The organism is Siminovitchia sp. FSL W7-1587 (assembly GCF_037963795.1).
In the GTDB taxonomy this organism is placed as follows: Bacteria; Bacillota; Bacilli; order Bacillales; family Bacillaceae_C; genus Siminovitchia; species Siminovitchia thermophila.
In genome coordinates, this window is sequence record NZ_CP150169.1 from 2,772,060 (window position 1) to 2,796,155 (window position 24,096).

The following is a 24,096-nucleotide window of genomic DNA, read 5'->3' on the forward strand; positions in this document are numbered from 1 at the left end:
GTAAGACCGAAACCGCCAGTGAGAGTATGGCGGTTTCCCTTTATTCTATTATAAATGTGAAGGAGTTGTGTAGCTTGAAGTTTTTTCTCGACACAGCCAACATCGACGAGATCAAAAAAGCCAATGAATTCGGCATCATAGATGGAGTCACAACAAACCCTTCCTTGGTTGCCAAGGAGAATATTTCGTTTCACGACAGGCTCAGAGAAATTACATCTATCATTCCCGGGTCTGTCAGTGCCGAAGTAATCGCGCTTGATACGGAAGGTATGGTAAAAGAAGGCCGGGAGCTGGCAAAAATCGCTCCCAATATTACCGTCAAAATACCGATGACGCCGGATGGTATGAAGGCTGTTAGTATACTATCTAAAGAACAGATCAAAACGAACGTCACTTTAATTTTTAACGCCAATCAGGCGCTCGTTGCCGCACGGGCAGGAGCGACTTATGTTTCTCCGTTTATCGGGCGCTTGGATGATATCGGCCATAGCGGGGCGAGTGTAATCGGAGAAATTGCGGACATCTTCTCCATTCATGGCCTCGATACGAAAATCATCGCCGCTTCCATCCGCCATCCGCAACATATTACCGAAGCCGCTTTAAATGGAGCGCACATCGCCACACTGCCCTATAAAGTATTGGTCCAGCTTTTTAAACATCCGTTAACAGATTGGGGCATTGAAGCCTTTTTACGGGATTGGGAAGCTAGAGAAAAAGGTGATTCATAATTACTTTTTTTACACGTGCGCTACATGTTTCTCCGTAAATTGTTTATAATAATGGGTATGATGCCTTTTTTTTCAAAAAAAGTTGGCCAACCAGGAGCGAAAGGAAGACTAAAATGGAAAAGCTTAAGATTGCCGGCGGGTACCCTTTAAAAGGAACAATTAAAGTGAGTGGGGCAAAAAACAGCGCAGTCGCCCTCATACCGGCCACAATCCTTGCTGAATCACCGGTAAAAATTGAAGGCCTACCCAACATATCAGATGTCGATACATTGAGAATTTTATTAGAAGAAATAGGCGGGGTTGTCTCTTTGCGGGATGATGTGATGCATGTCGATCCACGCAATATGTTATCTATGCCGCTTCCGAACGGGAAAGTGAAAAAGCTGCGTGCATCGTATTATTTAATGGGTGCTATGCTCGGCAGGTTTAAAAAGGCAGTCGTTGGACTTCCAGGCGGTTGCCACCTTGGACCGCGTCCAATTGACCAGCATATCAAGGGCTTTGAAGCGCTGGGGGCAAAAGTGACAAATGAGCAAGGGGCGTTGTATCTTCGTGCCGATGAATTGACCGGAGCCAGGATCTATTTGGACGTTGTCAGTGTGGGCGCCACAATCAACATCATGTTGGCGGCTGTAAAAGCCAAGGGTCAGACAATTATCGAAAACGCGGCAAAGGAACCGGAAATTATTGATGTGGCAACACTTTTGACAAATATGGGTGCCAAGATCAAAGGAGCGGGAACAGACGTTATCCGGATTGAAGGTGTGGATAGGCTGGATGGCTGCCAACATACTATTATCCCTGACCGCATTGAAGCAGGCACTTATATGATCTTAGGTGCGGCTATCGGCGAGGGAGTTCTCATTGATAATGTGATACCGCATCATTTGGAATCATTGATCGCTAAGCTTCGTGAAATGGGCGTGCCGGTTGAGACAGGGGACGAGCAAGTTTTCATCGGCCAGTATGAACGGCTAACGCCTGTAGATGTAAAAACGCTTGTCTATCCCGGATTTCCAACTGATTTACAGCAACCGATCACGGTCCTGTTAACGAAAGCAGAAGGATCGTCAATCGTTACCGACACGATCTATTCCGCAAGGTTCAAACATATCGATGAACTGCGAAGAATGAATGCGGACATTAAAGTGGAGGGCGGTTCCGCGATCATCAACGGTGCTACAACCTTGCAGGGGGCAAAAGTAAAAGCTTCCGACCTTCGGGCAGGTGCCGCGCTTGTCATCGCCGGATTAATTGCTGAAGGAATTACTGAATTAACGGGTCTTGAGCATATTGACAGGGGATATAGCGGGCTTGTTGACAAGTTAAATGGTCTGGGAGCGACCATTTGGCGTGAAAGAATGACGGAGCAGGAAATTGAACAATTGAAAAGTTCTTGAATTTTTTTCCAGCAATCGATGATCCTGTTAATTTTTTCATAGGGGCTATCACATTTAGCATAATGTGTTATACTATTAAACGGTTATGATGTTTAATTGCCAAAACGACGGGAGGAAAGTCGATGGAAAGAAGTTTATCTATGGAACTTGTACGAGTGACTGAGGCCGCTGCGCTTAAATCGGCTAGATGGATGGGGCGCGGAAAAAAGAATGAAGCAGACGATGCAGCAACAACGGCGATGCGTGCTGTTTTCGATACGATCCCAATGAGAGGTACTGTTGTCATTGGAGAAGGCGAAATGGACGAGGCTCCCATGCTTTATATTGGCGAAAAACTTGGTACGGGCGAGGGGCCGCTAGTCGATGTCGCGGTTGACCCGCTGGAAGGAACGGATATTGTAGCTTCCGGGGGATGGAATGCTTTATCTGTCATTGCCATTGCCGATGGAGGAAACTTGCTGCACGCGCCTGACATGTATATGCAAAAAATTGCCGTCGGACCTGAAGCAGTTGGACAAATTGATATAAATGCCCCTATTCTGGATAACTTAAAAGCTGTAGCAAAAGCTAAAAATAAAGATATCGAAGATATGGTGGCGATTGTGCTTGACCGCCCCCGACATGAAGCTATTATCACAGAGTTGCGGGAAGCCGGAGCTAGAATCAAGCTAATTGGCGACGGTGACGTTGCTGGAGCCATTAACACGGCCTTTGACACAACTGGGGTCGACATTTTATTTGGAATGGGCGGTGCCCCCGAGGGCGTTATTGCCGCAGTCGCATTGAAATGTCTTGGCGGCGAATTACAAGGCAAACTCATGCCTCAAAATGATGCGGAATTAGCACGTTGTAAAAAAATGGGTATCGATGTAAATCAAGTTCTAACAATGGAAGACTTGGTCCGTGGTGACGATGCAATATTTGCCGCTACCGGAGTCACTGATGGGGAACTTTTGAAAGGCGTCCAATTTAAAGGAGCCTACGGCTCCACCCATTCTGTCGTTATGAGGGCAAAATCGGGAACCGTGCGCTTTGTAGAAGGCCGCCACAGCCTCCGTAAAAAACCAAATATGGTCATGGGAAGTTAATATAATGGAGGGTTTTTTCCCTCCTTCCTGATTTTTTCATGTTTTTATAAATCTCATAGCCTTATATCTTATTCTTCTTACCCTCTGTAATTACCAAAGTCATTCCTTCCATTTATTCTCTTGTAACATCACTTGCACCTTAGATTTCATGTAATGTCGTATGTATCTTGACTTGAGGACGCGGAAAATGTAGCAGATTATGATGGAAGCAGAAAATGAAAAAATTGAAAAAGCGTGGTGTAGAAATGGCCGAATTAACCATCTCTCTGCTGGAAGATATGAAACTGAAAGAACTTTATGAGTTGGCACGTGAATATAAAGTTTCATATTACAGCAAACTGACGAAGAAAGAATTAATTTTTGCAATATTAAAAGCACGGGCTGAACAAGAAGGTTTCTTTTTTATGGAAGGCGTTTTGGAAATTATCCAATCCGAAGGCTTTGGATTTTTAAGACCGATCAACTATACGGCAAGTTCTGAAGACATTTATATTTCAGCATCGCAAATTCGCCGTTTTGATTTGCGCAATGGCGATAAAGTGTCAGGTAAAGTGCGCCCACCGAAGGAAAATGAACGCTATTACGGGCTGCTCCATGTTGAAGCGGTGAACGGAGATGATCCGGAAAGCGCCAAGGAACGTGTTCACTTCCCGGCATTGACACCTCTTTACCCAGATAGACAAATGAAGCTGGAAACCACTCCTTCCAACTTATCTACAAGGATTATGGATTTGATATCCCCGGTTGGGTTTGGCCAGCGCGGCTTGATCGTTGCACCTCCAAAAGCCGGTAAAACAATGCTTTTAAAATCCATCGCCAATTCTATTACAACGAACCATCCTGAAGCGGAATTGATCGTGTTGCTCATAGATGAGCGACCTGAAGAGGTGACGGACATCGAGCGTTCGGTAGCTGGAGAAGTTGTCAGCTCGACGTTTGACGAAGTGCCGGAAAATCACATCAAAGTGGCTGAACTTGTTCTTGAAAGGGCGATGCGCCTTGTTGAGCATAAGCGGGATGTTATCATTTTAATGGATAGCATTACGCGGCTTGCCAGAGCATATAACCTTGTTATTCCACCAAGCGGGAGAACCTTGTCCGGAGGAATTGACCCGGCGGCATTTCACCGTCCGAAGAGATTTTTCGGGGCAGCCAGAAACATTGAGGAAGGCGGCAGCTTGACTATATTGGCCACTGCTCTTGTCGATACAGGTTCACGCATGGATGATGTGATATACGAGGAATTTAAGGGAACGGGAAATTTGGAGCTTCATTTGGACCGGTCTCTTGCGGAAAGAAGAATTTTTCCTGCCATCGATATCCGGCGCTCAGGTACGAGGAAGGAAGAGCTGTTGTTACCAAAAGACCAGCTTGAAAAAATCTGGAAATTGCGTAAAGCGATGTCGGATATGCCCGATTTTGCGGAAAAGTTTTTGCGCAAGCTGAAGCAAACCGAAACCAATGAAGAATTCTTTGAATTATTAACAACAAAATAAAATAGTGCAATTGCAATTTTTGTCTGTCCCTGTTATAATAAAAAATGTGTTTTTTTCAAACATCTGCGAAGCCAAGCTTCGGTTGGAATATAGAACTCTGTTTCAGCAAATGATTCAGGGCGTAAGGAGATGAAGGAAAATGAAAGCAGGAATCCATCCTGAATACAAAAAAGCAATTGTAAAATGCGCTTGCGGCAATGAATTTGAAAGCGGGTCTGTAAAAGAAAGTATTCGAGTTGAAATTTGCTCCGAATGTCATCCATTTTACACTGGCCGTCAAAAATTTGCTTCCGCTGCAGGACGCGTTGACCGCTTTAACAAGAAATACGGACTCAAATAAGCTAGTGAAAACGGGCAAGAAGGCTTGCCTGTTTTTTTATTGGGATAAAGGCATTACAGCAGGAAGGAGCAAGTATGATGAATCCGGGAATGCAAGGTGTTGTCGAAGTTATATGCGGCTGCATGTTCTCCGGTAAAACGGAAGAATTGATCCGCCGGGCTAAAGAGGCCCATTACGCCCAAAAAAAGGTCTTGTTATTTAAACCTCTGTTGGATAACCGTTATAGCAAACATGAAATCGTTTCACATAATGGTCTTTCCATTAAAGCGCATGTGATAAAATCTGCGGATGAACTATTAAAAAATGTTCCTGCCGAAGTAGATGTGATAGGGATTGACGAAGTGCAATTTTTTGATGATGACGTCATACTGGCAGTTAGCCGCCTTGCAGATGCGGGGCATAGGATAGTGGTTGCCGGATTGGATCAAGACTTTCGGGGCGAGCCATTTGGCCCGATGCCAAAACTGCTGGCGCTGGCAGAGCATGTGACCAAACTGCATGCCATATGTACAGTTTGCGGGGAGCCTGCCACTAGAACGCAGCGCCTGATTGATGGAGAAGCCGCTTTTTATGATGATCCAGTCATCCTGGTGGGGGCAGCGGATTCTTACGAAGCAAGGTGCCGGAATCATCATGAAGTTCCTGTAAGATCGATGAAAGAGCATTTGAGCTGATCACAAACACTGCTTTTACATATATTAATGATCAGAAGCGGATTCTTTTTCTTTAAAATGTTTGCTTGCATAAAGTGGGCGGTGTACTATAAAAAAAGATATGCAAAAACGTTGAGGTGAAGGCTTGTGTTTGATAGACTCCAATCCGTGGAAGACCGCTACGAAAAGCTGAATGAGCTGTTGAGCGATCCAGATATTGTCAGTGATCCCGAAAAGCTGAAAGAATACTCGAAGGAACAATCGGCGATTGCTGAAACGGTGGAAACGTACCGGGAATATAAGGAAGCGAAAAAAGAATATGATGATGCCAAGGAAATGCTTGATGATAAATTGGATCCGGAAATGCGGGAAATGGTCAAGGAAGAGATCGATGAACTGGCAGAACGGATCGAGGTGCTGGAAGAGCGCCTAAAGATATTGCTTATCCCTAAAGACCCAAATGATGAGAAAAACGTTATTATGGAAATCCGCGGAGCCGCGGGCGGAGACGAAGCAGCATTGTTTGCCGGTGATCTGTACCGTATGTACAGCCGCTATGCCGAAACAAAAGGCTGGAAAACCGAAGTTATTGAAGAACACTCTACTGGATTGGGCGGATTTAAGGAAATTATTTTTATGATCAACGGAACCGGAGCCTTTTCCAGGTTAAAATATGAAAATGGAGCGCACCGTGTCCAGCGCGTTCCGGAAACGGAGTCAGGCGGGCGGATTCATACGTCGACCGCTACAGTAGCCGTCTTGCCGGAAGCCGAGGAAGTGGAAGTCGATATCCATGAGAAAGATATCCGTGTGGATACGTTTGCATCAAGCGGGCCTGGAGGACAGAGTGTTAACACGACAATGTCTGCTGTTAGGCTTACTCATATCCCCACGGGCATTGTGGTCTCTTGTCAGGATGAAAAGTCCCAAATCAAGAATAAAGAAAAAGCGATGAAAGTTTTACGCGCCCGCATTTACGATAAATTCCAGCAAGAAGCTCAGGAAGAATACGATGCGAATCGAAAATCAGCAGTTGGAACGGGTGATCGGTCGGAACGAATTCGCACATATAATTTTCCACAAAACAGGGTAACGGACCACCGGATCGGACTAACGATTCAAAAGCTCGACCAAATTTTGGAGGGCAAACTGGATGAAATCATAGATGCCCTCATAGTGGAAGACCAATCCAAGAAATTAGAGAGCGTGGAATAGCGAATGTCTGATAAACAAACGATCTTCAAAGCCCTTCAATGGGCTTCTTCTTTTTTAAAGGAGCATGGCCGTGACCAAAATGCGGGAGAAATATTGCTTATGAACCAATTGAAATATACTCGTTCCCGGCTGCTTGCCGAGTTTCGGACGGAACTTTCCGAGAAGGATTGGGAACAATTCAGTCGGAACGTAAAGGAGCATGCTGCTGGCAGACCTGTGCAGTATATCATGGGCCATGAAGTGTTTTTAGGCAGGGAGTTTGTCGTAAATCCCCATGTTCTGATCCCGCGTCCAGAAACAGAGGAATTGGTTATCGCGGTTTTGAAAAAAATGGACAGGCTTTTTGGTGCTTCTAAACAGGGATTGCGGGTAGCAGATGTTGGAACGGGGAGCGGGGCAATTGCTGTAACATTAAAACTGGAGCGGCCCGGCCTCGCAGTATACGGAACTGATATTTCCGCGAGTGCGATTGACATAGCGAAAAAAAATGCCGACCGGCTTGGAGCGGCCGTACGGTTTGCGCAAGGGGACTTGCTTCAGCCCTTGATGGAGATCGGGCATAAATTCCATGTGATCGTCTCCAATCCACCATATATTCCACAGGGCGAAAAAGAGTGTTTGCCCGATGTTGTTAAGGATTATGAACCGGCATGCGCCTTATTTGGCGGGGAAGACGGTCTTGATGTGTACCGGCGATTCACCGAACAGCTTTCACATGTACTTGAAGATCGGGCGATCGTAGCTTTTGAAGTTGGTGCAGGGCAAGGAGACGCAGTCAGCCAAATGATGAGAGAACAATTTTCTGAAGGGGTAACAGAAGTGCTTTATGATATAAACGGTAAGGACCGGATTGTTTTAACCTCTTTATAATATTTCCGCATGATGTTTATAGCCTCCAAAATTTGTCCATACTGTCTCGTGAAGGGATGGGGTGGAACAGATGAGAAAGTATATGAATCAAAAATTCTATCAAAAAAATATGGCATGGCTCTATATGGTGGTCTTATCTTTGGCAACGGTTGCCAATCTTGCAATACCAATTCCGCCAGAAGAAAGGGCAGAGGCCGAAGAAATACAAGTCATTCCGCAAGAAGCGATCCGGCTGAGAATATTGGCAAACAGCGACGGCCACCAAGATCAAGAGGTGAAACGCTCCATCAGAGATGCTGTTAATCAAGAAATTACGACGTGGGTGGAGCATTTGACATCGATTGAAGAGGCGCGCAGATTAATCCAATCCCGCTTGCCGGAGATCGAACAAATTGCAAATCGTGAGCTTGAAAAAAGCTCCATTGATTATGGTGCCGAAGTAGAATTTGGCAACATTCAATTTCCAACGAAGCTATATGGAAACTATCTTTATCCCGCCGGAAATTATGAGGCGATTTTAATTACATTGGGAGAAGGAAAAGGAGCAAACTGGTGGTGTGTTCTATTTCCGCCGCTTTGTTTTCTGGACTTTTCCACAGGAGCGGCTGTTAATACCAACACGGATGAATCTGCGGATAAATCAGTCCAAGATGTTGAAAACGGGCAAAACAATGCTTTGATCGCTGAACAAGAGAAAGCGGAAAATGCAGAAAGTGCCGACTTCGCCGAACAAGAGAAAGTGGGAAAAAAAGAAAGTGGCGCTTTCGCTGAACAAGAGGAAGCAGGAAATGCAGAAAGTGCCGACTTCGCCGAACAAGAGGAAACAGGAAAAAAAGAAAGTTCTGCTTTCGTTGAAGAAGGGGAAGCGGGAAAGAAAGAAAATGGCGCTTTCGCTGAGCAAGAGAAAGCAGGGAAAAAAGAAAGTACCGCTTATATCGCTGAACAAGAGGAAACAGGAAAAAAAGAAAGTTCTGCTTTCGTTGAAGAAGGGGAAGCGGGGAAAAAAGAAAGTGGCACTTTCGCTGAACAGGAGAAAGCAGGGAAAAAAGAAAGTGCCGCTTATATCGCTGAACAAGAGGAAGAAACAGAGGTAAAGTTTTTCCTGAAAGAATTGTTCGATCGCTTTTGAATCTGAATCTCTCGAGTCGCTTGAGAGATTTTTTTTTTACAAATTAGAAATATATTTTTGCATGTATGATTCATATGAAGTAAACTGGCGTTGTCCAGCTTCGGTGCTTAGCGATTAGCAAACATCGAGCTTTTCCTGAGATCATCGCTTATTCGGGAAGTTTTGTTCAGCTCGTCTTAAAGTCGCGCGAAGCTATTCTAATGAAGCGAATGTGCAAAGCTTTGAAGCATGTGCTTTGTTCCTTGCATGACGGTGTGTTCTTGAATTCGTCAGAAGCTCTCCAGTTTACTTGTTGATGCTAAACGGGCTTTGTTTATGTTTGTTGTGTATCGTTTGCCCGGTTATGCACAGCCTTTATCCACAAAAAAGGATTAACTATCCACAATTTGTGAATAACTTACTTTTCAATCACTTGTTATGCTAGTTTTATATTCATAAATGATTCTTAAACTAGCAATAATAAACGGTAAGGCATTAATCAAACGTTATAAATTGAGGTGGCCTCATTGAAAACAACCTATTGGTCTGTGGATAATGATGTGAACAGTAAAAAAAACTATCCACAAATAGTAAAAGCAGCAGAGCTCATCAAAAAGAATGAAGTTGTGGCCTTTCCAACGGAAACAGTATACGGACTGGGCGCCAATGCTACATCTGATGAGGCAGTGGCAAAAATTTTTGCGGCAAAAGGAAGACCGGCAGATAACCCGCTTATCGTTCATATTGCAACTTTTCAACAATTGAAGCAAATTGCTGTGGATATTTCCGATACAGCCATGAAGCTTATGCGTACATTTTGGCCCGGTCCGCTCACACTCATATTCAACAAAAAGCCTGGAGCCGTGTCCCGCTTAGTGACCGCCGGGCTGAATACTGTCGCGGTTCGGATGCCGGACCATCCACTTGCAATGGCCCTTATTCGCGAATCAGGGCATCCAATTGCCGCGCCAAGTGCCAATAAATCCGGTAAGCCAAGTCCAACGACAGCTAAACACGTGCAAGATGACTTAGATGGTATTGTAGCCGGAATTGTCGATGGCGGACCCGCAGGGGTTGGAGTTGAATCAACAGTCGTTGACTGCACTGTAAGTCCCCCGGTGATTCTACGTCCAGGCGGTATTTCAAAAGAAGATATCGAAGCAGTTATTGGGCCAGTGGAAGAAGATCCTTCGATCGCCAGCTCAGTGTCCAAACCGAAGTCTCCAGGAATGAAGTACCGGCATTATGCTCCGGATGCACCGCTCTATCTTGCCGACGGTGAACAGCAGTGGATTCAACAGTTAATTGATGAAAAAATGGCCGCAGGGTTGAAAGTGGGTATACTGGCTCCGCAGGAAACCGCTTCGTTTTATAAGGCTGATGTTGTGGCACCCTGTGGCAGTAAAGCCGATCCAAAAAGTTCAGCCCAGACGCTTTATCAAGCTTTGAGGTCCTTTGAGAATTCAGGTGTGGATATCATATTTTCGGAAGTCTTTCCCCGTACAGGCGTGGGGGCAGCTATTATGAACCGTCTGGAAAAAGCGGCCTCCCATCGGTGGGTGAAACAGCATATGAAAGATCAGGACTGAAAGACAATTCTACTCTTTCGTTTCCGTGCATAAGCTCTTATAGGCACGTCCGAAGCGAAAGGGGTATTTTGATGATACTTCCAGAAATCATTACTTTAGTCATCATGGCTTTTGCGGTAGGAATGGACGCATTTTCCGTTTCACTCGGCATGGGAATTTTCAAACTGAGATTTCGCCAAGTTTTTTATATTGGAATGACAACGGGTCTTTTCCACATGTTTATGCCATTGTTTGGCATATTAACCGGGCATTTACTTTCAGAAACATTTGGCAAAATTACCGGTTACGTTGGAGGGGGCTTGTTAATGGTTTTGGGAGTACAAATGATACTATCCAGTTTTAAAAGCGAGGAACAAATGGCGATCGTCCCTCAAGGTTGGGGACTATTCATTTTCAGTTTCCTCGTCAGTCTGGACAGCTTTTCCGCCGGTCTCAGTCTCGGGATGTTCGGTGCCCGGGCAATGGCTGCCATGATCTGTTTCGGTATCGTGGCGGCATGTTTGACATGGAGTGGACTGATTATGGGGCGGAAAGTGCAAAGTTTGCTCGGGGTGTATGGAGAGATGTTTGGCGGATTCACTTTAATTTTGTTTGGGATAAAGTTGATTTTTTCATGAGATTATAAGTTATGAAGGCCAGCATTATCGTGCTTAGCTTGGTAGGCAATAGTACCTCGACTTACACTAAAAACGATTATATCGTTTTTTTTGTTTTTACTGACGGTTTTTTGTATTTCATATGTTAATCAATAGATGACACGCTGACTGGCCGGACTTTTTCATAAGGTTGATGAAAAAGCACTCTACATTTGTACGCAAAAAAGTGAATGGTTATAATAAGGTAAAAGAGGTAGGAGAAGATATGAATATTTTATTCGTTTGTACCGGGAATACATGCAGAAGCCCAATGGCTGAGGCCATTTTTCACCATATATGGAACGGAAAAGCAGATGCCAGATCTGCCGGACTGTTCGCTGCTGAAGGGAGCAAGGCTGCGGACCATGCGCTAAAGGTATTGAAAGAAAATAACATGAAGCTGGAGCACCGTTCAAAGCAATTGCAAGAAGAAGATATCCATTGGGCTAAATATGTGTTCACGATGACAGAGGGGCATAAACAAATGTTGATGGACATGTTTCCGGCGGCAGCGGACAAAATTTTTACTCTAAAAGAATATGTGAATGGGCGCAATGGAGATCTTGATGTGATAGATCCTTTTGGAGGAGACCTGGAAGTCTACCGTTCAACGTTCCAGGAACTTCGCGGGTTGATTGCCAGGTTGTCTATTGATTGTTGAATCTGTCAACTTGTGTAAACAAAGAAGAATCAAACAAATGAAAGGGGAATGTTACACGATGAAAGTGGCAATTGCATCCGACCATGGGGGAATATTGATTCGCAAAGAAATCATTAAAGTAATGGAAGAATTGAATATAGAATATGAGGATTTTGGTTGTGGAGACGAAAGCTCGGTCGACTACCCCGACTTTGCCGTTCCTGTAGCGGAAAAAGTGGCAAGCGGTGAATTTGACCGGGGCATTTTAGTTTGTGGAACAGGCATTGGCATGAGCATCGCCGCGAATAAAGTAAAAGGAATCCGCTGTGCTTTGGTGCACGATGTATTTAGTGCCAGGATGACACGTCTTCATAATGATACAAATGTACTTGCTATGGGAGAACGTGTGATCGGACCCGGTCTTGCCCGCGAGATTGCAAAGGTTTGGTTGGAAACGGAGTTTGAAGGCGGCCGCCATACAAGGCGTATCCAAAAGATTTCCGATTACGAAAATAGATAAGGGGAGAGATATACATGGAAATAGAACAATGGCGGAACGAGCTGCGGTTGATTCTCAAGCAATGCGCCAAGGAATTGCCGATTAGGCCTGGACAGATATTCGTCGTTGGCTGTTCCACATCTGAAGTGGCGGGAAAAAGAATCGGAACATCGGGAACGTTTGAAGTGGCAGTCATGATCTTTGAGCAATTGCAGGCTTTCGCTCAGGAAAAGAACATCCATTTGGCCTTCCAATGTTGTGAACATTTAAATCGCGCACTTGTTATCGAAAGGGAAACAGCCGAACTATTTCATTTCGATCAGGTAACGGTTGTTCCCGTTCGTGAAGCAGGCGGTGCCATGGCAGCACACGCCTATTCTCGCTTTCAAGATCCGGCCGTTGTCGAGTTTATAAAAGCGGATGCCGGTATTGATATAGGAGACACGTTTATTGGCATGCATTTAAAACACGTCGCAGTTCCGGTCAGAATCGGCCAAAGGTCACTCGGAAATGCCCATGTCACAGTGGCGGCCACTCGTCCAAAGCTAATTGGCGGTGCGAGAGCTGTTTATAATCGCGAAAAACTGAACAATCAATGCCATCACTAATAGAAATGTTCCGTTTTTGTCTCCAAAAAGTCAAAAATCCATTTGGCTCGGACATTACTTCATGTTAAAATGTAAACAAGAACGAAACGATGGATTATTATTACCGATACAAGGGGGAGCACAATGAGCAAGGTAAGCGAAAATAGGGCGGAAAGCGCTATAGCCAAACAGGATCCCGAGATATACGAGGCGATTCAAAAAGAATTGAAAAGGCAACAATCCAAAATTGAATTAATTGCATCCGAGAACTTTGTGAGTGAAGCGGTCATGGAAGCTCAGGGATCTGTTTTGACAAACAAGTATGCAGAAGGCTATCCGAGTCGCCGTTATTATGGCGGTTGTGAATATGTTGATATTGTGGAGGACTTGGCGCGTGACCGCGTTAAGAAATTGTTTGGCGCGGACCATGCGAATGTGCAGCCTCATTCCGGGGCACAAGCTAATATGGCCGTCTATTTTACTATTTTGAAACATGGCGATACGGTCCTTGGCATGAATTTATCCCACGGTGGCCACTTGACACATGGCAGCCCCGTCAATTTCAGCGGAATGCAATATCATTTTGTTGAATATGGGGTAGATGAAAAAAATCACCGTATCAATTATGAAGACGTGCGGCAAAAAGCATTGGAACATAAACCGAAGCTGATTGTTGCCGGAGCAAGTGCTTATCCCCGGGTTATCGACTTTGAAAAGTTCCGGGAAATTGCTGATGAAGTCGGCGCATACTTGATGGTCGACATGGCGCATATTGCCGGATTGGTTGCCGCCGGCCTTCATCCGAACCCGGTTCCTTATGCAGATTTTGTCACATCTACAACGCATAAAACTTTGCGGGGGCCTCGAGGCGGATTAATCCTATGCAAAGAACAATATGCCAAAGCGATCGACAAGTCTGTATTTCCGGGCATTCAAGGCGGTCCTCTTATGCATGTCATCGCCGCAAAAGCGGTTGCCTTCGGCGAAGCGTTGACAGACGATTTTAAAGCGTACAGCCAACTGATTGTTGAAAATGCAAAACAATTAGGCGAAAGCTTAAAGAAAGAAGGCATTGATCTCATTTCTGGCGGAACGGACAACCATTTGCTTCTCCTTGATGTGCGCTCTCTTGGTTTAACGGGCAAAGTGGCGGAAAAAGTCCTGGATGATGTCGGGATAACCGTTAATAAAAACACCATCCCTTATGATCCGGAAGGTCCTTTCATCACGAGTGGCATTAGGATTGGAACAGCGGCAGTCACTTCACGGGGCTTTGGAAAAAGCGAAATGGAAGAAATTGCTTCGCTTATTGCATTTGTCCTTAAAAACCATGACAAGGAAACAAAATTAAATGAAGCGCGTACTCGGGTAGAAACACTGACGGCCCGCTTTCCGCTTTACGTATAAAGTGAAACTTCATTTCTTGGTATGCCTTTCCCAAGAAATGTTAGTTGAACGAATCGGGCAATTAGGTGCCGTTATCTCCCACTTGGACCTTTTGTGTCACCCTCACGTTTTGAAGTGGGAATCTTACGGCCTTACATGCGGGATAAAGTGAAACTTCATTTTTTGGTATGCCTTTCCCAAGAAATGTTAGTTGAACGAATCGGGCAATTAGGTGCCGTTATCTCCCACTTGGACCTTTTGTGTCACCCTCACGTTTTGAAGTGGGAATCTTACGGCACCTTACATGCGGGATAAAGTGAAACTTCATTTTTTGGTATGCCTTTCCCAAGAAATGTTAGTTGAACGAATCGGGCATTTAGGTGCCGTTATCTCCCACTTGGACCTTTTGTGTCACCCTCACGTTTTGAAGTGGGAATCTTACGGCACCTTACATGCGGGATAAACTGTAAAAAGCTTCAAGCCTCCGGTGTTTTGGAGGCTTTTTCATATGTCGGTTTTTTGCCCATTATATGATCTTTATTTTCCTTGCCGAAAGAGAGCCTTTTATGTAAAATTAGCAGGGATATGCTGGCCAGAGCCGGGAAGCAGGTTCGATTGATCATCATGATAGAAGTTCGTATACTGCTCCGCTTCTGTTCCAACCAAAAAGCAAAGGAGAGATCTTATGGGCAGAGTGCATGTGATCGACCATCCTCTCATTCAACACAAATTAACTTATATTCGCGATAAGAACACGGGAACGAAAGAGTTTCGTGAACTTGTTGATGAAGTCGCCACGTTGATGGCGTTTGAAATTACGAGGGATATGCCTTTGAAAGAAATCGAAGTGGATACCCCTGTATGCAAAGCAAAATCTAAAATATTGGCAGGGAAAAAAATAGGCATTGTTCCGATTTTACGGGCCGGGATCGGCATGGTCGATGGTATTTTAAAGCTGATTCCCGCGGCGAAAGTAGGACACGTCGGATTGTACCGCGACCCGGAAACTTTAATGCCTGTCGAGTATTACTTAAAACTGCCGAGTGATGTGGAAGAAAGGTTTTTTATCGTTGTAGATCCAATGCTTGCTACTGGAGGAACTGCGGTTGAAGCAATTCGTTCTCTGAAAAAAAGAGGAGCGAAACAAATTAAGCTGATGACTCTTATCGCCGCACCGGAAGGAGTAAGTGCGATCGAAAAAGCCCATCCCGACGTAGACATATACGTTGCCGGACTTGATGAAAGACTGAATGAAAAAGGATATATCATCCCTGGATTGGGAGATGCCGGTGATCGTTTGTTCGGCACGAAATAGGGAGGCATATTCCAGTGGATAAGCGTGTGAAAGTATTATCCATTTTTGGGACGAGGCCGGAAGCGATTAAAATGGCTCCGCTTGTCAAGGAGCTTCAAGCGAGAAAAGAAGAATTTGAGGCAGTTACGGCAGTTACGGCCCAACATCGGCAAATGCTTGACCAGGTGCTGAATATATTTAAGATTAGGCCTGACTATGATTTGAATATGATGATGGATAGGCAAACATTGGTTGATGTCACAACGCGCTGCCTGACAGGGCTCGATAGCGTCATCAAGGAAGCTCGGCCCGATATTGTTCTTGTGCATGGCGATACGTCAACAGCGTTTGTAGCGAGCCTTGCAGCCTATTATAATCGAATTTTGGTCGGACATGTAGAAGCCGGGCTCAGAACATGGAATAAATACGCCCCTTTTCCGGAAGAAATGAACCGTCAGCTAACAGGCGTCATAGCAGACTTGCATTTTTCCCCGACGGAAACATCGGCGCGTAACCTTTTAAATGAGGGGAAAAGAGAAGAGTCCGTCTTCATAACCGGAAATACGGTCATTGATGCCCTGAAAACGACCGTTCAATCGGACTATCGGCATCGTACCCTTGATTTCATAGGCGGTGATCGGCTTATATTGCTGACGGCTCATAGAAGGGAAAACGTAGGGCAGCCGATGAGGAATATGTTCCAGGCAATACGGACGATGGTTATGAAGCATCCTGATATTCAAGTTGTTTATCCTGTTCATATGAATCCGGCTATCCGGGGAATTGCGGATGAGATCCTGGGGAATGACCCAAGGATCCACTTGACAGAACCGCTTGACGTTATTGATTTCCACAATTTTGCGAGCAGGGCTTACTTCATTATGACCGATTCGGGAGGAGTGCAAGAAGAAGCGCCATCGCTGGGTGTTCCGGTATTGATTTTGCGTGAGACAACTGAAAGACCGGAAGGAATTGAAGCCGGAGCGTTAAAGTTGGCTGGAACGGATGAAGAAACGATTTACCGGAGTGCGGAGGAACTGCTGACAGACAAAAGAGCTTATGAAAAAATGGCAAAGGCGAATAATCCATTTGGAGATGGAAAGGCTTCTGCCAGAATTGCTGATGCCTTAGCCTATCACTTCCATTTGAAAAAGCATCGGCCACAACCATTTACAACAGGTTAAAGCAGGAGACAAAGAGCCCATTCTTGTAAATGCCTCGGTGGTTGTTGTTACGATGCTTTATTTGCCAATAATGACGTCTAAACCCATATTTTAGTTGAATTTTGATGATTTTGTGACAAAGCCCTAAAGGAAAAATAGTTTGTTTTGAAATTCACACTAAACTCGTTGACATTGACATATGCCTATTGTATGCTAACAAAGGATATGAAGGGAGATTGTGATATATCTTTTTTCATGGGTTGTCAATTAGCGAAAAAGCACCTGAACAATAGGTGGGGATGCTGTATGAATAGGAAGAATCGTCATCCGCTTTATGGGATGGCCCTTTATTCTGCGATTCTCGCACAATTGGCAGGGTCGACCCTGGTAGGTGTATTTGCAGGGAATTGGCTTGATGACATAACCGGGAAGGAGCCGCTATTTTTAGTGGTTGGCCTCTTTTTGGGTCTAGCTGCCGGAGTTATGGCGCTTATATACACAATCCGACAATTTTTTTCGGAGGATTAGCATAATGGATGACCTCCAGCAGTTATTTAATAGACATCGGAAGTACATAATGTACTTGTTAGCAATTTTTGTATTGGGTTGGGGATTCACGAAACACCAATCTATTTTTATGGGATTGATCCTTGGTACAATTCTCAGTTTTTTTAATCTATGGTCGATGGTTCGCAGAACAAATCAGGTTGGAGAAGCCGTTTCAAAGGGGAAAACCGTACGTTCTTTAGGCACATTGTCGCGGATGGCTGCAGCAGTGCTTGCGGTTTTGATTGCGACGAATTATCCGGAAAGGTTCCATTTGATCAGCGTAGTGATAGGATTAATGACATCTTATGTTGTCATTATGATAGATGCTATAATTTCCCTCAGCTTTAGAAAAGACAAGCAGCGGAAGAGAGGTGAATCGGATGAATCATGAAGCGCCAATCAAAGAAATATTTGGATTATATTTTAATATGGGAAATGTCTTAATGATTAGCGTTGCCTCGGTTATTGTGTTTCTTCTCGCCTTCATTGGAACGCGCAGGCTTGCCATGAAACCGACAGGCATGCAAAACGTTATGGAATGGGTTTTTGATTTCGTTAGGGGAATCGTGAAAAGTACCATGGACTGGAAAACAGGTGGTCATTTTCATGTGTTGGGTGTTACCTTGATTTTATATGTATTTGTTTCCAACATGCTTGGTTTGCCTTTCGCGATCACGATTGATCATGAATTATGGTGGAAATCTCCAACGGCCGACCCCCTCATTACATTAACGTTGGCAACAATGGTTGTCGCGCTGTCCCATTATTATGGAATCAAACAAAGAGGACTTGGCAGTTACCTCAAAGGTTATGTACAACCGGTGTGGTTTTTGCTTCCGCTTAAAATTATCGAAGAATTTGCCAACACATTAACGTTGGGGCTTCGTCTTTACGGGAATATTTTTGCCGGTGAAATTCTCTTGGGCCTTCTTGCCGGAGGTCTTGCGGCACATGGTGTTGTTGGCTGGATTGCAGCAGCTGTCCCAACACTGGCTTGGATGGGATTCTCTATTTTTATCGGAGCGATACAAGCATTTATTTTTACAATGTTAACGATGGTCTATCTTGCTCATAAAGTAAGTGCGGATCATTAATATATATTGTTCATAACTATGGACATCCGAAATCTTCATTTTTTATATATTTTAAGGAGGAATTTTATCATGGGTATGTTAGCAGCAGCAATTGCAATTGGTTTAGCCGCTCTTGGGGCAGGTATTGGTAACGGATGGATCGTATCTCGTACAGTCGAAGGTATTGCACGTCAGCCAGAAGCACGTGGTGTGCTCCAAACAACCATGTTTATCGGGGTTGCGTTGGTTGAGGCCATTCCAATCATGGCGGTTGTTATCGCGTTTATGGTTCAAGGAAGATAAGGTTTTATTTATAGACAAGCATTTCGAAATGGCGAAGAAATACACTTCGCCATTTTTTAAGAAAAGCAAGGAGAAAGACCGGTTAAAGCCGCCTATCAGCCCCGAGACAAAGGAATCTAAGGGGACGGGAGCCAAGGCTGGTCTAACATATGCGCAGGAGGTTTATGGGGACAGTGGAAATAACTTCCCGGAAGCCTTTTGCGCGCTGATTTTTACCATTGACCTTTCATCGGCAAAAAGCCGGTTTAAAGTTTAATATCAGGAGCTTGGAAGGAGTGGAGCGGGCTTGTTAAAGAGTAGCTTTGTACTGGGAACACAAATTGGAGGAGTCCATTTTAACGGCGGCGATATTTTGTTCCAGCTTTTCATGATGCTTATTTTGTTGGCGCTTTTGAAAAAGTTTGCCTGGGGACCTTTAATGGGTGTCATGAGACAAAGGGAAGAACATATTGCCAATGAGATCGACTCGGCTGAAAAGAGCCGTGAAGAAGCGAATAAATTGCTTGAAGAACAGAAAGCATTACTGAAAGAAGCGCGCCAGGAAGCGCAAAACATGATTGAAAATGCTAAGCAACTAGCTGAAAACCAGCGCCAGGAGATTATGGATACAGCCCGCCAGGAAGCGGAACGTATGAAAGAGACTGCGCGTTTGGAAATTGAACAGCAAAAAGACAATGCAATGTCTGCGCTTCGTGAACAAGTTGCTTCATTGTCTGTCATGATTGCATCAAAAGTGATTGAAAAAGAATTGGATGCCGAAGCCCAAGGGAAACTGATCAATGAATATATTGAAAGAGCAGGCGAGGATCGATGAGTAATCCTGTCGTTGCCCAGCGGTATGCATTGGCTCTTTTTCAATTGGCTAAAGAACAAAATATGTCAGACCAAATCGTTGAAGAGCTGCGCACTGTAAAAAAGGTGCTTGTCCAAAATCCGGGTTTTATCCACCTTTTGCAGTCACCAAAGCTTTCTGTCAATAAAAAAAGAAACCTTATAAAAGAAGTTTTTCAAAATGCGTCACAATCTGTCATCAATACGATGATGCTGTTGACCGATCGGCATAGGGAGAATATCATTCTCGAAGTTGCCGAAATTTTTATCAAGTTGCTGAATGAAGAGCGCGGAATTGCGGAAACAGTCGTGTATTCTGTACGACCGCTGACTGCGGAGGAAACAAAGGCCATTTCTGAAACATTCGCGCCAAAAGTGGGGAAAACCGCATTAAACATTGAAAATATCATTGACTCCGAATTACTAGGAGGCGTTAAGGTCCGCATCGGAAACAGAGTTTTTGACGGAAGCCTTAAAGGAAAACTTGACCGACTTGAACGCACGTTAGTCAGTTAATATCAACTTGAAAAATGAGGGGTGAAATCCATGAGCATCAATGCTGAAGAAATCAGTGCGCTGATCAAGCAGCAAATTGAAAACTATGAAGCAGATTTGGAAGTAAGCGATGTAGGCACAGTTATACAAGTTGGGGATGGTATTGCCCGTGCCTACGGACTTGACAATGTAATGGCAGGGGAACTTGTGGAGTTCTCAAATGGTGTCATGGGAATGGCGCAAAACCTTGAGGAGAGCAACGTCGGTATCGTTATTCTCGGACCTTATACGGAGATTCGTGAAGGTGACGAGGTTCGCCGTACAGGGCGCATCATGGAAGTGCCTGTCGGAGAAGAACTAATTGGCCGTGTTGTAAACCCGCTCGGACAGCCAGTCGATGGCATGGGTCCAGTCAACACTGTGAAAACTCGTCCGATCGAAAGCCCCGCGCCAGGGGTTATGGATCGAAAATCAGTCCATGAGCCTCTCCAAACAGGGATCAAAGCGATTGATGCGCTTGTGCCGATTGGACGTGGGCAGCGTGAGCTCATCATTGGTGACCGTCAAACAGGTAAAACGACCGTTGCCATTGACACGATTTTAAATCAGCGCGATGAAAACATGATTTGTGTGTATGTTGCGATCGGACAAAAAGAATCTACTGTCCGTAATGCGGTTGAAACACTTCGTAAATATGGTGCGATGGATTACACCATCGTTGTGACAGCTTCTGCATCACAGCCCGCACCACTCTTATTCCTCGCTCCGTATGCGGGTGTAACAATGGGAGAAGAGTTCATGTATAACGGCAAGCACGTGCTTGTTGTATATGATGACCTTTCCAAACAAGCCGCGGCATACCGTGAACTTTCCTTGCTTTTACGCAGGCCTCCTGGCCGGGAAGCTTATCCGGGGGACGTATTCTATTTACACTCCCGTCTTTTGGAACGTGCTGCGAAGTTAAGTGACGCAAAAGGCAGCGGATCATTGACCGCTCTTCCATTCGTTGAAACACAGGCGGGAGATATTTCGGCTTATATTCCGACAAACGTGATTTCGATCACGGATGGACAAATCTTCCTGCAATCAGACTTGTTTTTCTCAGGGGTGCGCCCTGCGATTAATGCGGGTCTTTCCGTTTCACGTGTTGGAGGATCAGCACAAATTAGCGCCATGAAAAAAGTTGCCGGTACACTTCGCCTTGACCTTGCGGCATACCGTGAGTTGGAATCATTTGCCCAATTCGGTTCAGACTTGGATAAAACGACTCAGGCAAAGTTGGCACGCGGTCAGCGAACAGTGGAAGTACTTAAGCAAGACTTGAATAAGCCAATCAGGGTAGAAAAGCAAGTCATGATCTTATATGCTCTTACAAGAGGATTCTTGGATGACATTCCAGTTCAAGATGTACGGAGATTTGAAGAAGAATTGTACTCTTGGCTTGACCACAATCGCGCGGAATTGCTCGAAAGCATTCGCTCTACCGGGAAGCTTCCTGCTGACGAAGACATGGCTGATGCTTTGAACACATTCAAAAAAACATTCGCTAAAAGCGAATAATAGATATAATAGTGGGGAAATGGCGCCCAGTTTTCCGGCGGATGGAAGCTGCGGGCGTCTCCCTTAGAATGAAATGGCAGGGTGGTGAATCAAGTGGCATCATTACGTGATATCCAATCTCGTATTAATTCAAACAAAAAATCGAGTCAAATTACCAAGGCGATGCAAATGGTCTCGGCAGCCAAGTTGAATCGTGCCGAAACAAATGCGAAATCGTTTGTTCCCTATATGGAAAAAATTCAAGAGGTCGTAGCCAGTATAGCTCTTGGAAGTCAAGACGTCGAGCACCCCATGCTTGTATCCCGACCGGTTAAAACAACCGGATATTTGGTTATTACAACGGACCGAGGTTTGGCTGGCCCCTATAATAGCAACGTTTTGCGGGCTGTCCAGTCAAAAATTCAAGAAAGGCATAAAAACAATGATGAATATGCCATCATCGCGATTGGTCGTATGGGTCGGGACTTTTTCCTAAAAAGGAAGATGAATGTGGTATCTGAAATCATAGGTCTTCCTGATCAACCTTCATTTTCCGATATTATGGAGATTACGAAAAATACAGTGGCAATGTTCTCGGATGGTACGTTTGATGAGTTATATATGTACTACAATCACTATGTCAGTGCGCTCACCCAAGAAGTGACCGAGAAAAAAGTATTGCCTCTTACCGACTTGGGGTCTACTACAAAATTAATGTCCTATGAATATGAACCTTCCGCTGATGCCATATTGGAAGTGTTGTTACCGCAGTATGCGGAAAGTTTAATATACGGTGCCCTTCTTGACGGAAAAGCGAGTGAACACGCTGCCCGCATGACAGCAATGAAGAGCGCAACGGACAATGCGATCGAAATAATAGACAATCTTACTTTAACCTATAACCGTGCCCGCCAGGCAGCCATCACCCAAGAGATTACAGAAATTGTCGGCGGTGTGGCAGCACTTGAATAAGCTAGACGGGCTGTTAACAGTATTCATACTGGAATCCTCTGTTTTCAAGTATGATGTCAGCAAAGAGATCACCTTTGTTGAATACTGTTAAGCATTTCGAGGAATGTCACGGAATTTGAAAGAAAGCAAATTGTGCAAGCAAAATTCTAAAGCCGGACTGAATTGACGCCGAGCCGTCATTGATTAAAAATCACAACCCAGGTAGGAGGGGAAGTAATGAACAAAGGACAGGTTTTGCAAGTAATGGGACCGGTAGTCGACGTGAAATTTGCCGATGGCCATCTCCCTGAAATTTACAATGCGCTAAAGATAACATATGATGCAAAATCAGACACAGAAGTAAATATTGACCTGACACTGGAAGTCGCCCTTCATCTTGGTGACGATACAGTTCGTACAATCGCCATGGCATCTACCGATGGTGTTCAACGGGGCATGGAAGTTATTGATACAGGTGCATCCATTTCCGTACCTGTAGGTGACATTACCCTTGGGCGTGTTTTCAACGTTTTGGGTGACCCAATTGATTTAAACGAGGATATTGATGCAAGTGCAAGGCGCGATTCCATCCATCGTGACGCTCCAAAATATGAGCAGCTTTCCACTGAAGTGGAAATTTTGGAAACGGGCATCAAAGTTGTTGACTTGCTTGCTCCATACATTAAGGGTGGAAAGATCGGCCTGTTCGGTGGTGCCGGTGTAGGTAAAACGGTACTCATTCAGGAACTTATCAATAATATTGCCCAAGAACACGGTGGTATCTCGGTTTTCGCCGGTGTTGGAGAGCGTACCCGTGAAGGGAACGACCTTTACTTTGAAATGAAAGATTCAGGCGTTATTGATAAGACAGCGATGGTATTTGGTCAAATGAACGAGCCGCCTGGCGCCCGTATGCGTGTTGCTCTAACGGGTCTAACGATGGCTGAATATTTCCGTGATGAACAAGGACAGGACGTTCTATTCTTTATCGACAACATTTTCCGCTTTACACAAGCAGGTTCTGAAGTTTCCGCCCTTTTAGGCCGGATGCCTTCGGCAGTTGGATACCAGCCTACACTCGCTACGGAAATGGGTCAACTTCAAGAACGTATTACTTCTACAAACGTAGGATCAGTAACATCTATCCAAGCGATATATGTTCCCGCGGATGACTATACGGACCCGGCTCCGGCAACAACGTTTGCCCACTTGGATGCTACAACCAACCTGGAGCGTAAATTGTCCGAGATGGGTATTTATCCTGCGGTAGATCCGTTGGCATCAACATCAAGGGCTCTTTCGCCGGAAATCGTCGGAGAGGAACATTATGAAGTTGCCCGTAAAGTGCAACAAACCCTTCAAAGATACAAAGAGTTGCAAGACATTATTGCGATTCTTGGTATGGATGAGCTTTCTGATGAAGACAAATTGGTCGTTCACCGTGCGCGCAGGATCCAATTCTTCCTGTCGCAAAACTTCCACGTCGCTGAACAGTTTACAGGACAGCCGGGTTCTTACGTTCCTGTACAAGAAACAGTCAAAGGCTTTAAAGAAATCCTTGAAGGAAAATATGACCATTTACCTGAAGATGCATTCCGTCTCGTTGGACCAATCGAAGATGTGCTGAAAAAAGCCGAAGAAATGGGCGTTGAAGTTTAACTAGG

At 44.8% G+C, this 24,096-nt stretch carries 26 protein-coding genes; all 26 read left to right on the top strand.

All coding sequences use genetic code 11. The features are described 5' to 3' along the window. Window positions 1–74 precede the first annotated feature (74 nt). On the top strand, window positions 75–728 hold the full coding sequence (gene fsa, locus NST31_RS12975; RefSeq protein ID WP_205178904.1) for a fructose-6-phosphate aldolase: 654 nt from the start codon (window positions 75–77) through the stop codon (window positions 726–728). Window positions 729–841: 113 nt separating this feature from the next. Beyond that, window positions 842–2,128: a UDP-N-acetylglucosamine 1-carboxyvinyltransferase gene (locus NST31_RS12980; RefSeq protein WP_205178912.1), complete on the top strand. Its 1,287-nt coding sequence runs from the start codon at window positions 842–844 to the stop codon at window positions 2,126–2,128. A gap of 122 nt (window positions 2,129–2,250) precedes the next feature. Further along, window positions 2,251–3,216 carry a class II fructose-bisphosphatase gene (glpX, locus tag NST31_RS12985; protein WP_205178914.1) on the top strand — a complete coding sequence of 322 codons (966 nt, stop codon included), beginning with the start codon at window positions 2,251–2,253 and terminating at the stop codon, window positions 3,214–3,216. A gap of 245 nt (window positions 3,217–3,461) precedes the next feature. Continuing rightward, window positions 3,462–4,712 carry a transcription termination factor Rho gene (gene rho, locus NST31_RS12990; RefSeq protein ID WP_077109728.1) on the top strand — a complete coding sequence of 417 codons (1,251 nt, stop codon included), beginning with the start codon at window positions 3,462–3,464 and terminating at the stop codon, window positions 4,710–4,712. A 139-nt stretch (window positions 4,713–4,851) separates the two neighbouring features. After that, entirely contained in the window at window positions 4,852–5,052 is a 201-nt protein-coding gene (rpmE, locus tag NST31_RS12995) for a 50S ribosomal protein L31 (RefSeq protein ID WP_205178925.1), read from the top strand. A 74-nt stretch (window positions 5,053–5,126) separates the two neighbouring features. Then, window positions 5,127–5,726, top strand: coding sequence for a thymidine kinase (locus NST31_RS13000; RefSeq protein ID WP_205178927.1), 600 nt, complete (start codon window positions 5,127–5,129; stop codon window positions 5,724–5,726). A gap of 126 nt (window positions 5,727–5,852) precedes the next feature. Further along, complete coding sequence (gene prfA / locus NST31_RS13005) at window positions 5,853–6,920, top strand: peptide chain release factor 1 (RefSeq protein ID WP_339161080.1); 1,068 nt, start codon at window positions 5,853–5,855, stop codon at window positions 6,918–6,920. A 3-nt stretch (window positions 6,921–6,923) separates the two neighbouring features. Next, window positions 6,924–7,790, top strand: coding sequence for a peptide chain release factor N(5)-glutamine methyltransferase (gene prmC, locus NST31_RS13010; protein ID WP_339161083.1), 867 nt, complete (start codon window positions 6,924–6,926; stop codon window positions 7,788–7,790). A gap of 70 nt (window positions 7,791–7,860) precedes the next feature. After that, a complete protein-coding gene (spoIIR, locus tag NST31_RS13015) occupies window positions 7,861–8,919 on the top strand; it encodes a stage II sporulation protein R (RefSeq protein ID WP_339161084.1) in 1,059 nt (352 codons plus the stop codon). Window positions 8,920–9,425: 506 nt separating this feature from the next. Beyond that, window positions 9,426–10,487 (top strand): L-threonylcarbamoyladenylate synthase, encoded by a 1,062-nt coding sequence (locus NST31_RS13020; protein ID WP_339161087.1) that lies wholly within the window; start codon window positions 9,426–9,428, stop codon window positions 10,485–10,487. Window positions 10,488–10,558: 71 nt separating this feature from the next. Further along, the gene (locus NST31_RS13025; RefSeq protein WP_205178946.1) at window positions 10,559–11,104 is read left to right on the top strand and encodes a manganese efflux pump MntP family protein; all 546 of its coding nucleotides are present in this window, start codon (window positions 10,559–10,561) and stop codon (window positions 11,102–11,104) included. 244 nt (window positions 11,105–11,348) lie between these two features. Further along, entirely contained in the window at window positions 11,349–11,783 is a 435-nt protein-coding gene (locus NST31_RS13030) for a low molecular weight protein arginine phosphatase (RefSeq protein WP_077109725.1), read from the top strand. Between the two features lie 58 nt (window positions 11,784–11,841). After that, window positions 11,842–12,282 (top strand): ribose 5-phosphate isomerase B, encoded by a 441-nt coding sequence (gene rpiB, locus NST31_RS13035; RefSeq protein ID WP_339161089.1) that lies wholly within the window; start codon window positions 11,842–11,844, stop codon window positions 12,280–12,282. A 14-nt stretch (window positions 12,283–12,296) separates the two neighbouring features. Continuing rightward, entirely contained in the window at window positions 12,297–12,869 is a 573-nt protein-coding gene (locus tag NST31_RS13040) for a TIGR01440 family protein (protein ID WP_339161092.1), read from the top strand. 123 nt (window positions 12,870–12,992) lie between these two features. After that, window positions 12,993–14,255 (top strand): serine hydroxymethyltransferase, encoded by a 1,263-nt coding sequence (glyA, locus tag NST31_RS13045; RefSeq protein WP_339161094.1) that lies wholly within the window; start codon window positions 12,993–12,995, stop codon window positions 14,253–14,255. Window positions 14,256–14,919: 664 nt separating this feature from the next. Further along, complete coding sequence (upp, locus tag NST31_RS13050; RefSeq protein ID WP_077109629.1) at window positions 14,920–15,549, top strand: uracil phosphoribosyltransferase; 630 nt, start codon at window positions 14,920–14,922, stop codon at window positions 15,547–15,549. 14 nt (window positions 15,550–15,563) lie between these two features. Continuing rightward, window positions 15,564–16,712, top strand: a complete 1,149-nt coding sequence (gene wecB / locus NST31_RS13055) for a UDP-N-acetylglucosamine 2-epimerase (non-hydrolyzing) (RefSeq protein WP_339161096.1) — start codon at window positions 15,564–15,566, stop codon at window positions 16,710–16,712. 285 nt (window positions 16,713–16,997) lie between these two features. Then, window positions 16,998–17,219 carry an AtpZ/AtpI family protein gene (locus NST31_RS13060; RefSeq protein WP_339161097.1) on the top strand — a complete coding sequence of 74 codons (222 nt, stop codon included), beginning with the start codon at window positions 16,998–17,000 and terminating at the stop codon, window positions 17,217–17,219. 4 nt (window positions 17,220–17,223) lie between these two features. Next, window positions 17,224–17,631 carry an ATP synthase subunit I gene (locus NST31_RS13065; RefSeq protein WP_339161099.1) on the top strand — a complete coding sequence of 136 codons (408 nt, stop codon included), beginning with the start codon at window positions 17,224–17,226 and terminating at the stop codon, window positions 17,629–17,631. Continuing rightward, window positions 17,621–18,334 (top strand): F0F1 ATP synthase subunit A, encoded by a 714-nt coding sequence (atpB, locus tag NST31_RS13070; RefSeq protein ID WP_339161100.1) that lies wholly within the window; start codon window positions 17,621–17,623, stop codon window positions 18,332–18,334. The genes NST31_RS13065 and atpB overlap by 11 nt, the downstream gene beginning before the upstream one ends. Before the next feature lie 69 nt (window positions 18,335–18,403). Continuing rightward, window positions 18,404–18,616 (top strand): F0F1 ATP synthase subunit C, encoded by a 213-nt coding sequence (gene atpE, locus NST31_RS13075; protein ID WP_077109624.1) that lies wholly within the window; start codon window positions 18,404–18,406, stop codon window positions 18,614–18,616. A 286-nt stretch (window positions 18,617–18,902) separates the two neighbouring features. Further along, a complete protein-coding gene (gene atpF / locus NST31_RS13080) occupies window positions 18,903–19,430 on the top strand; it encodes a F0F1 ATP synthase subunit B (protein WP_339161102.1) in 528 nt (175 codons plus the stop codon). Next, window positions 19,427–19,963, top strand: coding sequence for a F0F1 ATP synthase subunit delta (locus NST31_RS13085; protein ID WP_339161104.1), 537 nt, complete (start codon window positions 19,427–19,429; stop codon window positions 19,961–19,963). Before atpF ends, NST31_RS13085 begins: the two co-directional genes overlap by 4 nt. Window positions 19,964–19,993: 30 nt before the next feature. After that, the gene (gene atpA / locus NST31_RS13090) at window positions 19,994–21,502 is read left to right on the top strand and encodes a F0F1 ATP synthase subunit alpha (RefSeq protein WP_339161106.1); all 1,509 of its coding nucleotides are present in this window, start codon (window positions 19,994–19,996) and stop codon (window positions 21,500–21,502) included. A 93-nt stretch (window positions 21,503–21,595) separates the two neighbouring features. Beyond that, the gene (gene atpG / locus NST31_RS13095; protein ID WP_339161107.1) at window positions 21,596–22,453 is read left to right on the top strand and encodes an ATP synthase F1 subunit gamma; all 858 of its coding nucleotides are present in this window, start codon (window positions 21,596–21,598) and stop codon (window positions 22,451–22,453) included. A gap of 216 nt (window positions 22,454–22,669) precedes the next feature. Beyond that, window positions 22,670–24,091, top strand: a complete 1,422-nt coding sequence (gene atpD / locus NST31_RS13100; RefSeq protein WP_077109619.1) for a F0F1 ATP synthase subunit beta — start codon at window positions 22,670–22,672, stop codon at window positions 24,089–24,091. The last annotated feature ends 5 nt before the right edge of the window (window positions 24,092–24,096 follow it).